General features: G+C 62.8%; 12 protein-coding genes. 5 read left to right on the top strand and 7 right to left on the bottom strand.

The annotated features are described in order from the left end of the window. Positions 1-18 precede the first annotated feature (18 nt). From P9250_RS04320 to P9250_RS04290, 7 genes are all read right to left on the bottom strand, one after another. A complete protein-coding gene (locus P9250_RS04320; protein WP_250527220.1) occupies positions 19-438 on the bottom strand; it encodes a hypothetical protein in 420 nt (139 codons plus the stop codon). A 61-nt stretch (positions 439-499) separates the two neighbouring features. Continuing rightward, complete coding sequence (locus P9250_RS04315; protein ID WP_310391299.1) at positions 500-1,456, bottom strand: AraC family transcriptional regulator; 957 nt, start codon at positions 1,454-1,456, stop codon at positions 500-502. A gap of 310 nt (positions 1,457-1,766) precedes the next feature. Beyond that, positions 1,767-2,453, bottom strand: coding sequence for a response regulator transcription factor (locus P9250_RS04310; RefSeq protein ID WP_244831250.1), 687 nt, complete (start codon positions 2,451-2,453; stop codon positions 1,767-1,769). A 194-nt stretch (positions 2,454-2,647) separates the two neighbouring features. Further along, positions 2,648-3,610 (bottom strand): HlyD family secretion protein, encoded by a 963-nt coding sequence (locus P9250_RS04305; protein ID WP_310391297.1) that lies wholly within the window; start codon positions 3,608-3,610, stop codon positions 2,648-2,650. A 20-nt stretch (positions 3,611-3,630) separates the two neighbouring features. Continuing rightward, entirely contained in the window at positions 3,631-3,831 is a 201-nt protein-coding gene (locus P9250_RS04300) for a DUF1656 domain-containing protein (RefSeq protein WP_244831248.1), read from the bottom strand. Beyond that, a complete protein-coding gene (locus P9250_RS04295) occupies positions 3,815-5,296 on the bottom strand; it encodes an efflux transporter outer membrane subunit (RefSeq protein WP_250467924.1) in 1,482 nt (493 codons plus the stop codon). Before P9250_RS04295 ends, P9250_RS04300 begins: the two co-directional genes overlap by 17 nt. After that, positions 5,293-7,470: an FUSC family protein gene (locus tag P9250_RS04290; RefSeq protein ID WP_310391295.1), complete on the bottom strand. Its 2,178-nt coding sequence runs from the start codon at positions 7,468-7,470 to the stop codon at positions 5,293-5,295. The genes P9250_RS04295 and P9250_RS04290 overlap by 4 nt, the downstream gene beginning before the upstream one ends. Positions 7,471-7,664: 194 nt before the next feature. On the opposite strand from P9250_RS04290, the gene P9250_RS04285 reads away from it, so the two are divergent. From P9250_RS04285 to actP, 5 genes are all read left to right on the top strand, one after another. Then, positions 7,665-8,384, top strand: a complete 720-nt coding sequence (locus tag P9250_RS04285) for a TetR/AcrR family transcriptional regulator (protein ID WP_244831245.1) — start codon at positions 7,665-7,667, stop codon at positions 8,382-8,384. Between the two features lie 179 nt (positions 8,385-8,563). After that, on the top strand, positions 8,564-9,049 hold the full coding sequence (locus P9250_RS04280; RefSeq protein WP_310391293.1) for a VOC family protein: 486 nt from the start codon (positions 8,564-8,566) through the stop codon (positions 9,047-9,049). Further along, a complete protein-coding gene (locus tag P9250_RS04275) occupies positions 9,046-10,275 on the top strand; it encodes an FAD binding domain-containing protein (protein WP_250467920.1) in 1,230 nt (409 codons plus the stop codon). The genes P9250_RS04280 and P9250_RS04275 overlap by 4 nt, the downstream gene beginning before the upstream one ends. Before the next feature lie 16 nt (positions 10,276-10,291). Then, complete coding sequence (locus P9250_RS04270) at positions 10,292-10,657, top strand: DUF485 domain-containing protein (protein WP_244831242.1); 366 nt, start codon at positions 10,292-10,294, stop codon at positions 10,655-10,657. Then, the gene (gene actP / locus P9250_RS04265) at positions 10,654-12,297 is read left to right on the top strand and encodes a cation/acetate symporter ActP (RefSeq protein ID WP_310391291.1); all 1,644 of its coding nucleotides are present in this window, start codon (positions 10,654-10,656) and stop codon (positions 12,295-12,297) included. Before P9250_RS04270 ends, actP begins: the two co-directional genes overlap by 4 nt. Positions 12,298-12,322 lie beyond the last annotated feature (25 nt).

Raw genomic sequence — 12,322 nt, 5'->3', positions numbered from 1 at the left:
CGTTGCGCGCATGCGCAATCAGTCCTCGTACGGACGAGCATCCGCGGATACGAGACACACGAAGGCGCTCGCCTTCAGCACGCATTCCACCGAAGACAGCAGAAACAGCAGCGGCGACACGCGGAACTCGACCGGCAGCCCGAATGACATTGCCATCAGACCGATCGTGCAGAGCAACGCATAGACGATGCGCGCGACGCGGCTGCCAGTCAGCACGAACCCAGCGAGCGCCAGCCACAAGAGTTTGCCGACGATGCATGCAAGCGCATCGCGCGCCGAGAGACTGATCCATAACTCGAACGGCAACTCGACGAGCGCCCATAGACCGGTCGCGAGAATCAAGCGGCGCGTCCACGCCCCAAGCGCGATGCGGCCGCTCAAGAACGTATTGGCAGAACTGGCTCGTCGTGAGGAGACTGGATCGTCGAGATAGCGCATGACAGTGGTTCCTTGGCGGACTTCCGCGCGTAACGACGCGGCCTTTATCGAACAACACGCATTACCCGGCGACGTTCGTCTTCGTCTTCCAGCAGTACGGGGTATCGCCGACCATTCGCTTGAATACGGTCGTGAAGTGAGCCTGCGAGCGGAAGCCGCAACTCAGGGCGACATCGAGCATGTTTTGCTTCGACTCACGCAGCAGGCGCTGCGCGTATTCCACGCGGCGGCGCAGGAGAAACTCGTGCGGCGGCATGCCCGTCGCGCGGCGAAACTGCGAGGCGAAATGCATGCGCGTGAGCCCTGTGCTACCGGCGATATCCGCGAGGCCGATCGAATCGGCGAGATGGGCATCAATAAATTCGATCGCGCGATTGAGCCGCCACGCGGGCAAGGCGCTGGCCTCGCGCTTTTGCCGGTCGGCCAGCGTGAAGTGCCGTGCGACCAGGCGCGACACGATGGCGAAGCTGACGCTATCGGTGAACACCTTGCCCACCGCCGCGTCCTCCGATTGCGATACCGCGAGCGCCTGTCCGAGCCGTTCCAGCGCGGGGTCGCGCACGAGCTTGGGATCGTCGATACGAATATCGCCTGCATGCGGCCGCCCGAACATGTCCTCGAAGCATTCGCTCAAGACCTGTTGCCCGACGAAAAGATGCAGCACGTCGGCAGGCGACTCGAACACTGCGCTGCAGCGCACGTCGGGCGCCGTGATCTGCACGGCTCCGGCGGCGACGCGTCCGCGCACGAGCGTCTTGCCTGCATGAGAAAACGTGAGTGACGTGCACTTGAGACTCAGTGCAATGCAATGATGCGTCGCGCTCTCGACACTCGCGACTTCCACCGGCGACTTATCGTTGCAGGTCCATCGCGAGAGGAGAATGCCGCCGCGCGGACGGCTGCTGCCAGCGTCGTCAGGAGGTGTGCGCCATGCATGTTCCATTCCGATTCCGTTCGCCCGGCTCTTCTGCGCGACCTCGATTACGGGCTCGGGATACGACATCGACGAAATGGTCATGACCGGTCATCCAGTGAAGTTGTTTGAGCGACTTTGCATGGACTCCACGGTATCGCACGGCAATTCGTACAGCCAGTCGTACGTTGGGGTGGCTTGAATGACCGATGGTTGGTTCAGATCATACGGAGGTTTAGTCGGGGTTCGATGCGGCGCGGGCGGGTTGACTAGCGCGAGGTCTAACGCGGTGCGGTTGTTCAGACGGAGGCGGCAGGTGAGTTATACGTGGGTATAGGGTGTGAGCGGTTCGTCGTCGCGTGATTCAGTACGCACACTGCGCAATGCCAGTCGCCCTCGCCCAAGGCCAACCATCTCAAACCCCACCCCGCGCGCGCCTCACCGGCAATGCGACTCCCAACGCCTCCGCCTTCCTCACGAAATCAGCAAGGGAGCGCGCCCCCATCTTCCGCATGGCCTGCCCGCGATAGATCTTCACCGTGATCTCGCTCAAGCCCATCTCCGCCGCGATCTGCTTGTTCATCAGCCCCGAAGCGACGAACGCCATGACCTCACGCTCACGTGCCGTCAACGTGTCGTAGCAATGCCGCAAATCCGCTACCGAACGGTTCGTCGCGCGACGCTGCGCATCGTTGGCCAGCGCCTGTTCCACTGCATCGAGCATGTCCTGATCGCGGAACGGCTTGGCCAGGAAGTCCTGCGCGCCGGCCTTCATCGCCTTGACCGTCATCGCGATATCGCCATGCCCCGTCATGAAGATGATCGGCAGACTCAGTTCGCTCGATGCAATCTGCTCCTGCACCGCAAGTCCGCTTTGTCCCTTGAGACGCACGTCGAGGATCAGGCAACTCGGCACATCCGGCATGTCGAACGCCAGAAACTCCTGCGCGGAGCCGAAGGTTTCGACCTTGAGGCCCACCGAACGCAGGAGATTGCTGACGGCTTGGCGCATCGATTCGTCGTCGTCCACCACGTACACCATGGCGCTCGCGGTGTTGTTGCTGGCGTCAGCGCTCGCATCGCTGCGCGGATGACTGCTCATCACATCTCCCTTCGTGAGCGGACAGAAGAAGATGCAAAGGCGCGCGGCCTTTTACATCGCCGAAAGCGCGCTGGAAGGAGCGGTCGAAGTGACGCGCTCCAGGAAAAGCGTGCTTCCCAAGCGATGATGCGCGAGGCCATCCACGCGACGGTACTTATTTTTCCTTAATCGTTCAAAAGGCGGCGCCGCGAGGCTCACCCACGACCGCTCCCATACGGCTGCAACGTCACCGTGCAAGTCATCCCCATCGCGAGCCTCATTCCCTCGGGAACACGATCGATATGAATCCGCACCGGCACTCGCTGCGCGAGCCGCACCCACGTAAAAATCGGGTTGACGTCGGCGAGCAAATCGCCGCTCGTCGGATTGTCACGGTCGGCGATCCCGCTTGCGAGACTATCCACGTGACCTTGAATGTCTTCACCGCCCGATAGCAGTCTGATCGTCGCCCGATCGCCCACTTGCACGTGCGGCAGCTTCGTTTCCTCGAAGTAGCCGTAGACCCAGAACGAGTGCGAGTCGATCAGCGCCATGCGCGCGGTCCCGGCCGTGGCGAAATCGCCCGGATAAAGGTTCAGGTTCGTGATGAAACCATCGGACGGCGCGCGCACCTCGCTGCGCGTCAGGTTCAGCGCGGCCGTCTCTTGCGCCACTACCGCTGCCTTCACGGCTGCCTCGGCCGCGTTGTAGGCGGCGACATCGGCGGCATGATCCGACGCCGATTGCCTGGCGAGCGATGCCGAATCCAGCCGGCTTTCGTCCGATATCACGTCGCCCGCAAGATTGGCGCGGCGCGCCGCCTGAGCGCGTTTCATCGCAAAACCGGATTCGCTCGCGGCCATGCGCGCCTTCGCCTGCGCCATTTGCGCCTGCGCACGCGCGAGATCGGCATCGGCCTGCGCCACGGCGTAATGGAAGCGAGCCGGATCGAGCACGAACAGAATGTCGCCCTTGCGCACGAGCTGGTTGTCCTTCACGCGTACGTCGCTGACGAGGCCGGAAACATCCGTCGCGACTTGCACGACCTGCGCGCGCACGCGCCCGTCGCGCGTCCACGGCGAGTACATGTAGTCGAGCCACAGCATGCGAACCAGCACGATCGCCACGACCAGTATCGTGAGCGTGAACCCCGCGCGCAGGATGGATTGCGTTTTCATCTTGATGTCATTGGGTGGTTTCATCGCCATGAGAGCAGCGAAGCGCCGCTGAACATCGCAGCGAAGAGCGCGACGCGAAAGAGGCTCGCGTGCCACGTAAAGCGATAAAACCCGAGCCGCGCCAGCACGAGATCGAGAACGACGAACAGCAGCACGCAGCCAGCAAGTATCGGCAGCAAGCCGGGCATGAGAAGCGAGAAGACGTCAATCTCGCGTGGCATCGGCGACTCCTTGCGTTGCTTCCCGCGGCATGGACGATGCAAAGCCGCCGCCCAGTTCCTTCATCAATAACGCCCAGGCATCGAGACGTTTCGCCCGAATCGTCGCGAGGCTTTGTTCCTGCTGCAACTGCGCATCCTGCGCGGCCAGCACGTTCAAAAACTCGGTGATGCCGCTGCGATACCCCGTGTCGGCAAGCTGAAACGACTTGCGCGCCGAATCGAGCGTGTCCTCGATCGATGCCTGCTGCTCGCCGAGCGAACGCAAGGTTACGACTTGCGTGGCAACGCCCTGCATTGCGCCGATCACGCTCTGGTTGTAGGCGTCGACGGCGGCATCGCGCGACGACACCGCGACGCCGTAGTTGCCGCGCCGCCGTCCGCCGTCGAAGATCGGCAGCGAGATCGCCGCGCCCACGCCGTGGCCCATGCCGTTGCTATCGACGAAGTTAAAGAAGCCGCCGAAAGTCGCCGCCGATCCCAGCGATGCCGTCGCCAGCAAGTTGATGTCCGGATAGAAATCCGCATGCGCCGCGTCGATGCCCTTGTCCGCTTGCAACACGCGCCAGCGCCCGGCCACCACGTCCGCGCGATGCCCGACGAGCTCGGCGGGCAGCGTCGCCGGCAGATCGACCGGCACGCTCAGCGCGAGGCCGGGACGGCGCAAGGCATCGGCATAACCCGGCCCCTTGCCCGCCAGCCCCGCAATGCCGATGCGCGAAAGCGCGAGTTGTTGCTGCGCTTCCTGCACGCGTGTCGTGCTCATGGCAAGTTGCGTCTGCGCCTGACTGACTTCGAGACCGCTGCCGACGCCCGCATGCCAGCGGCGCGTGGCGATATCGAGCGTGCGCTGCTGTTCGTTCTGCACGTCGCGATAGACATCGAGCAATGCGTATTGCAGCGACAACTGCACATAGCTGCGCACCACGGCCGTCTGCAGCTCGACTTCGGCGAAGCGCGCGTCGGCCGCCACCGCTTGCACGTTGTCGAGCGCGGCTTCGCGGATCGCGCGATTCTTGCCCCACAGATCGAGATCGTATGAAAGGTCAGCCTCGACATTGTTGCTCCACACGGTCGTGCCGCCAGGCGGCGCGGGCGTGGTGTAGCGGGCATAACGTCTGCGCTCGAAGCTGCCGTTCGCGCTGACTTGCGGCAACTCGGCCGCGCCTGCGATCTGCGCCTGAAAACGCGCCGCGTCGATTCGCTCTTGCACCGCGCGCAGCCCGGGATTGCCTGCGGTCGCGTCCTGCACCAGCGTATCCAACTGCGGGTCGTTCCATTGACGCCACCACGCGTCGGCGGGCCATTTCGCATCGGCTTGGGTCGCGCGCAGAGCGGCACCGGCATCGAGCGTGGCGGGGTCGATCATCGACTCGTGTGGGTGGATGCCGCCGCTCGTGATGCAGGCGGAAAGAAGCAGCGCGCAGCCGCTCGACGACAAGACCCACGACAGGCGGCGCGTGTTCATGCCGGCGTCTCCTTCGTTTGCCATAACGCGAGGCTGTCATCGCGCAAGGTCAGCTCGGTGAAATGCAGCAACGCGCGCATGCGATACCGCTTGAGCGTCGCCGTATCGGTCGCGATGTTGTCTCCGAGCGGCAGCATGTCGAGCGCCCGGCGCGTCGCTATGAGCGCGTTCTGCGCGGCTTCGGGCGTCGTGTTCGAGAACACGCTCGCCAGCGCCGCAAGCCATGCGTCCTGTTCCGCCGCCCAGCCTTCCGGCAAGGTCGCGCCGAGTTGCGCGGTGTCGAGACGAATCTGAATCATCGAGCGGCCGATCTCGAGCGCCGCGAACGCCCAGCCGATCAGACGGTCACGATTCACGCGGGCATCTACCGGCGCGGATGCAATCTGCAAGATGAAATCGCGCAAGCTCAGTTCGAATGTATAGAGCAGGTCGGCGAGGTCGCCATTGCGCGCGTCATGCACGATCAACCCGCGAATCTGCTTCATGTACCGCGCGGAGATCCAGTCGCCCGCGCGCGGAACGAGCACCGAGAACGCGACCGCCGCCACCGCGATTCCGCCTAGCAGCGCGAAGCCGGTGTCGAGATAAGCGCTCGGGTTATAGACCGTCGGGTTCGTAATGCCGACGATGAAGCAGAAGTACAAGCTGAAGCCGAGCCCGAGAATCGCCGTCTTCGGGAACGTGTTTAGATAGCTGCCGATCATCACCACGATCGCCATCGACGCCGCCAGCAACTCGAACGTCTCGATGCGCGGCAGCACGAAGAAATTAAACGCGAAGCCTGCAAGCCATCCTCCAAGACAGCCGCCGAAAATTTGCCAGCTCGCGACCGTCGGGTTCGGTGCAAGCGCGAACAACGCGCTCGTGATCGCCACCGCGACGATGGCGGTTGCGCCTCCGACCCAGCCCGAGGCGATCCACGCCGCGCCGACCGCGAGCACGGCGACGGCGGCGCGCGCACCGGCGATGGTCGCGGCCGTGCGATTAGCCGTGGCCCGAGTCCTGCCGATGCGGCCGATTGCCTGCAGCACCGACTGCGACCACGGCAAGCGGCCGATGGTGCGCGCGTCGATATAGCTTCGGCACATCAGGCGCAGATCGGCCATCGAAAAGAACAGTGCCGCGCCCGTCGTCGATACGAACTGACGCTGATGCGCCGACAGATCCGCGAGCGCCTGCAACAGCTTGCCGAGGCGCGTGGGCAAGGCATCCTCGAAGGCATCGAGATCGCGCATCAGCGTTTCCACCGCTTCGAGCGTGACGAGTTGCGCGTCTGCCTCGTTCGGCACGACGGCGAGCAACGCGTCGATGAGATCGTAAGCGGCCGCGAGAGCGCGCGGGTCAGCTTCGGCGGCGACACTTAACTTCAGTTGATGCAGCGCGTGAATCCACGCGACGGTATCGAGAAAACCGCGGTCGAGATCGAGATAGACATGGTTGTGAAGACGGATAGCCGGGTCTTCGAACACGGCGCCGCTGCGCAGGCTTTCCACTTCCACACGCTCGCGAATCAGCGAGAGGAAGGTGTCGAAACCGGTAAGCGTCGCGGTGCGGTCGAGCATCGCGTGCATGGCGTTGAGCAAGTCCGTGAAGTTCTTGCGGCTGGCCGCATAGAGCGCGGGCGTGACAGAGCGCGGAAAGATCACCGCGCTGACCACGCTCGCGCAGACCACGCCGATCACCACCTCGCTCACGGTGAATACGACGTTGTCGTACACGCCATAAGGATTGGACCACGCCGGTATGGCCGTGATGGCGGTGCCGTATCCTGTCAGCACGAAACCATACGACTGAAAATTGCGGTAGTAGGACGCGCCGAACACGCACACGCCGATCCACACCGCGAGCGCGATCAAAAAAAGCCACGGCTGCTGCGGAAACAGCGCGATGAGCACGAGCCCCGCAAAGCTGCCGCACACCATGCCGAGCCCGCGATAGAAGCCACGCGCGATCACCATGCCGCTTTGCTGATGCATCATCACGATGATGCACGAGACCATGGCGGTGGCCGGCGTGCGTAGTTCGAGCCGCATGCACACGCCCATTGCGAGCGACATGGCAAGCGCCACCTTCGCGATATGCCTGAAGCGCGGTCCGTCGTCGTTCCAGTATGTCTTCAGCTCTTCCCGCCATCGAAGCAGGGCCGCGCTGCCGGCATCGGCTTGCAGGGTCATGGGGCGCTCGTCGCTTGTTCGTGCGGATATTCGCGTGGTATGGAGTCTGCTGCGAACGCGGACCAGGCAATTGCACAATCGCACGCTTTTTGCGCATGCGCTGCATGAAATGACCGGCCATGAGACGTGCTCGCGTAGTCAGGTCCGGCTAATCTTTGTATGATGCGTCCCAACACAACAGGTACCAGCCAGCCATGCCGAGAAAAGCGCGGAACAGCGAAACCCCGCCGAAGATCGAAGACGTCGAACAGGAAAAGCTCGTCACGCGCCGCTTGGCGCCGGAGGTTCGCGAACGGCAGATCGTGCTCAAGGCCGTCGATCATTTCGCCACGCATGGATTCTCCGGCAGCACGCGTGAACTCGCGCGTCAACTCGACATCACGCAGCCGCTTCTGTACCGCTATTTTCCGAGCAAGGAAGCGTTGATCGACCGCGTGTACGAAGAGGTCTATCAGTGGGACACGAGCTGGGAGAACCTCATCAAGGACCGCGACCTGCCCATTCAGGAACGCATGGTGCGGTTCTATTCGGCGTATTCGGTGGTGATCCTGCGGCGCGAGTGGATTCGCATCTTCATCTTCGCGGGACTGACGCGCGAAGGCATCAACTCGAAATATCTGACGCGTCTGCGTGAGCGCGTGTTTCTTCCGGTGATGGCGGAGATTCGTCTTGCCTATGGACTGTCCGCGCCCGCCAGCGCGCGTCAGCGGGAGATCGACCTCGAACTGATCTGGAGCCTGCACGCCAGCATTTTCTATCTCGGCGTGCGCAAGTGGATCTACGGTCTGCCTGTCACCGACGACGTCGAAGATCACATCGCGCGTCAGGTCGACGCCTTCTTGAACGGCGTGCCCGCCGCGCTCAAACACGCAACCAAGCAGCCCGCGCGCATCAAACCGGGCGCCAAAGCCTGAGTCCGCTTCCAGGCCGGCAAACGCGCCGGCCGTTCGTCTTATTCCCATCGCATCACTCCCGCCTCGTGGTTTTTCAGGGTAAACACCGGCGATGCGCCGCTTTATCCCGCTCCTCGCTTCACCTACAATTTATCAAACGATCACTAATCGATCGATAAATAATTTGTCAGGAGCCGAAGATGCCTGTTACGAAACTTGCCCACTACTCGATCCGCACGACCGATCTCGAACAGTCGTGCCACTTCTATGAACGCATCCTCGGCTTCAAGCGCGGCTATCGTCCGCCCTTCGACTTTCCCGGCGCGTGGCTCTACAAAGGCGGCGACGAAGTGGACTTCGGCACGGTTCATATCATTGGCGTGGATCCGAACAAACCCGAAGGACTCACCGCATATCTCGGCGACAAGGCCTTGCCCGCGAGCGGAACGGGCACGGTCGATCACATTGCGTTTCTCGCGACGGGCGTCGAAGAGATGTGGCAGACGCTGACAAGCGAAGGCATCGCGTGGCGCGATCGCACGGTGCCAAGCCTCGGCTTGCATCAAGTGTTCATCGAAGATCCGTCGGGCGTGACTATCGAACTCAACTTCCCCGCCGAAGAACTGAGCCGCCTCACGCATGCACGACCGTCGAGCAAGCAAAACCCCGTCAGCGAAGGAGAATGAGCATGGTCCAGAGTTCCAAACGATCCAGAGCGATCATCGTCGGCGGTTCGCTCGGCGGGCTTTTCGCAGCGAACCTGCTGGTGCGTAACGGCTGGGATGTAGACGTGTTCGAGCGCGTGCCGGATGAACTCGCCGGACGCGGCGCGGGCATCGTGACGCATCCCGAACTTTTCGATGCACTCGGCGCAGCCGGCATTCAAATTGACGATGGCATCGGCGTGAAGGTGCGTTCACGCGTGACCTTCGCGCAGGACGGCGCGGTGCTGTCCGAACGCGATCTGCCGCAAACGCTGACCGCGTGGGGCAAGATGTATCACGTGCTGCGCGCTGCGCTTCCCGACGTGCACTATCACGCTGGAGTAACGGTGGCATCGGTGGAAGATGACGGCGATCGTGCAACCGTCACGCTCGGCGACGGGGCGGTATTGCATGCCGATCTCGTCATCGCGGCGGATGGCTTCAAATCGGCTATTCGCGAGCGCTTGATGCCCGAAGTGAAGCTGCAATATGCCGGTTATATTGCGTGGCGCGGTCTTGTCGATGAAGCCTCGCTGTCGCGTGAAACCCGCGACGCGCTCTTCGACAAGTTCGCGTTTTGCCTGCCACCGCGCGAGCAAATTCTCGGCTATCCCGTGGCCGGCCAGGGCAATAGCACGACGCCCGGCGAGCGCCGCTACAACTTCGTGTGGTATCGCGCAACGAGCGAAGATGTCCAGCTTCCCGATCTGCTGACCGATGCATCGGGCAAGCGCTGGACCGGCGGCATTCCGCCGACGCTCATTCGCGCCGACGTGCTCGCCGACATGGAAGACGCCGCGCTCACGCTGCTCGCACCGCAATTCGGCGAAGTCGTGACGCGCGCGACGCAACCGCTCTTTCAGCCTATCTTCGATCTCGAAGTGCCGCGCATGGCGATCGGCCGCATCGCGCTGCTGGGCGATGCCGCGTTCGTTGCGCGTCCGCATTGCGGAATGGGCGTGACCAAGGCAGCCAGCGACGCCATGACGCTCGTCAAGGCACTGAAGACGCATGGCGATGTGCAGGACGCGCTTGCCGGCTACAGCCTCGAACGCACGCAAGTGGGCACGGCTATCGTGCAGCACGCGCGCCATCTCGGCGCATACATGCAGGCGCAGTTGAAGACGGAAGTCGATCGCGAGATGGCCGAGCGCTACCGCACGCCCGATGCCGTCATGCGCGAGACCGCCGTTCCCGCGCGGTTCTGATGACAAAGGAGACGACGTGGACCACAGCGCCCCAACCTATGCGATGAACGCGCACGTCATCGCCGAAGAACCGCCGCCGCACATGGCGAACCCGTTGCTCGACGACCCGCGCTTTCAGGCGCTCGTGCAAAAACGCCGCGCCTTCTCGTGGATGCTCACGCTCCTCATGCTCACGGTGTACTTCGCCTTCATCCTCACGCTGGCATTCGCGCCCGCGTTGCTCGGCCGGCCGATTGTCGCCGGTTATCCCGCGACGTGGGGCATTCCAGTCGGCTTCGGCATGTTCGTCTTCACGTTCGGCATCGTGGCGGTGTATGTCGCGCGAGCCAACACTTTCCATGACCGCGCCGTGAACGAAATCCGGCAAGGAGCACGGCAATGAAACGTATCTCTCTTTCGCTCGGCGCGTTGATGGGCGCTGTCACTTCGATCTCTGCCGATGCCGCCGAAGTCACGTCGGAGTCACGCTCGCATAATCCGATAGCGATCGGCATGTTCCTCGTTTTCGTCGCATCGACATTGTTCATCACGCGCTGGGCGGCAAGGAAGAACCACAGCGTGTCCGATCACTACGCTGCGGGCGGCAAGATCACCGCGTTCCAGAATGGCTGGGCAATAGCGGGCGATTACATGTCGGCCGCGTCGCTGCTAGGCATCTCCGCGCTGGTATTCACGAGCGGCTACGACGGTCTCATCTATTCCATCGGTTTTCTCGCGAGCTGGCCGATTATCCTTTTCCTGATCGCCGAACCGTTGCGCAACCTCGGCCGTTATACGCTCGCCGACGTGGTGTCCTATCGCCTGCAACAACGGCCGATTCGCGCGTTCGCCGCGTGGAGCTCCATCGTGATCGTGCTGCTGTACCTCGTCTCGCAGATGGTCGGCGCGGGCAAACTCGTCGAACTGCTGTTCGGCTTCGACTACACGGCGGCGGTCGTGCTGGTCGGCGTGCTGATGGTGGTGTACGTGTTCTTCGGCGGCATGCTCGCCACCACATGGATTCAGATCATCAAGGCAGCGCTTCTGCTGGCGGGCGCGGCTTTCATGGCGTTCATGGTGTTGAGCCGCTTCGGCTTCAGCATGAACGCGCTCTTTGCACAGGCGATCCTCGCGCATCCGAAACACGCCGCGATCATGAGCCCTGGCGGTTTGGTATCCGATCCCGTCTCCGCCGTTTCGCTCGGCCTCGCGCTAATCTTCGGCACGGCCGGACTGCCGCATATTCTGATGCGCTTCTTCACGGTCGGCGACGCCCGCGCCGCGCGCAAGAGCATTCTGTACGCGACGGGCATCGTGGGAATCGGCTATGCGCTCATCATCGTCATCGGCTTCGGCACGATTGCGCTCGTGGCGACCGATCCGCTCTATCACAGCGCATCCGGCGGCGTGATCGGCGGCGTGAACATGGTGGCCCTGCATCTGGCGCATGCGGTGGGCGGCAACGTGTTCCTCGGCTTCATGTGCGCGGTCGCGTTCTCGACGATCCTGGCCGTGGTCGCGGGCCTGACGCTCGCCGGTTCCTCGGCGGTATCGCACGACCTGTATGCGAACGTGCTGCGCCGCGGACGCGCGACGGATCGCGAGGAAATGCGCGTGTCGCGGCTCACCACGCTCGTGCTCGGCGTGCTGGCCATCTTGCTTGGCATTGCGTTCGAGAAGCAGAACATCGCGTTTATCGTGAGTCTCACGTTCTCGATCGCGGCAAGCTCCAATTTTCCGGTGCTGTTGCTGTCGATCTACTGGCGCGGCCTCACCACGCGCGGCGCGGTGATAGGCGGTTCGCTCGGTCTGATCTCGGCCGTCACGCTCACCATCCTGAGCCCGACCGTCTGGGTCCAGGTGCTTGGTCACGCGCACGCCATCTATCCGTACGAATATCCCGCGCTCTTTTCCATGCTCGTCGCCTTCGTGAGCGTGGTCTTCTTCTCGATCACCGATCACTCGGCCCGCGCCGTGCGCGAACGTGCGCTCTATGGCAATCAGCTCGTGGACTGCGAGCTCGGCATGATCAAAAACGGCTGAGACAGGCCGATCGAAAATCCATCAC

Origin of the sequence: Caballeronia sp. LP006 (assembly GCF_031450995.1) — a bacterium.
Taxonomy (GTDB): domain Bacteria; phylum Pseudomonadota; class Gammaproteobacteria; order Burkholderiales; family Burkholderiaceae; genus Caballeronia.
Note: the sequence above shows the minus strand (reverse complement) of the source record. Positions and strands in the feature narration are given on the sequence as shown.

Excerpts from the sequence above, each read along its gene's own strand:
- P9250_RS04320 (WP_250527220.1), bottom strand. The coding sequence starts at position 438 with ATGCGCTATCTCGACGATCCAGTCTCCTCACGACGAGCCAGTTCTGCC.
- P9250_RS04315 (WP_310391299.1), bottom strand. The coding sequence starts at position 1,456 with ATGACCATTTCGTCGATGTCGTATCCCGAGCCCGTAATCGAGGTCGCG.
- P9250_RS04310 (WP_244831250.1), bottom strand. The coding sequence starts at position 2,453 with ATGAGCAGTCATCCGCGCAGCGATGCGAGCGCTGACGCCAGCAACAAC.
- P9250_RS04305 (WP_310391297.1), bottom strand. The coding sequence starts at position 3,610 with ATGAAAACGCAATCCATCCTGCGCGCGGGGTTCACGCTCACGATACTG.
- P9250_RS04300 (WP_244831248.1), bottom strand. The coding sequence starts at position 3,831 with ATGCCACGCGAGATTGACGTCTTCTCGCTTCTCATGCCCGGCTTGCTG.
- P9250_RS04295 (WP_250467924.1), bottom strand. The coding sequence starts at position 5,296 with ATGAACACGCGCCGCCTGTCGTGGGTCTTGTCGTCGAGCGGCTGCGCG.
- P9250_RS04290 (WP_310391295.1), bottom strand. The coding sequence starts at position 7,470 with ATGACCCTGCAAGCCGATGCCGGCAGCGCGGCCCTGCTTCGATGGCGG.
- P9250_RS04285 (WP_244831245.1), top strand. The coding sequence starts at position 7,665 with ATGCCGAGAAAAGCGCGGAACAGCGAAACCCCGCCGAAGATCGAAGAC.
- P9250_RS04280 (WP_310391293.1), top strand. The coding sequence starts at position 8,564 with ATGCCTGTTACGAAACTTGCCCACTACTCGATCCGCACGACCGATCTC.
- P9250_RS04275 (WP_250467920.1), top strand. The coding sequence starts at position 9,046 with ATGAGCATGGTCCAGAGTTCCAAACGATCCAGAGCGATCATCGTCGGC.
- actP (WP_310391291.1), top strand. The coding sequence starts at position 10,654 with ATGAAACGTATCTCTCTTTCGCTCGGCGCGTTGATGGGCGCTGTCACT.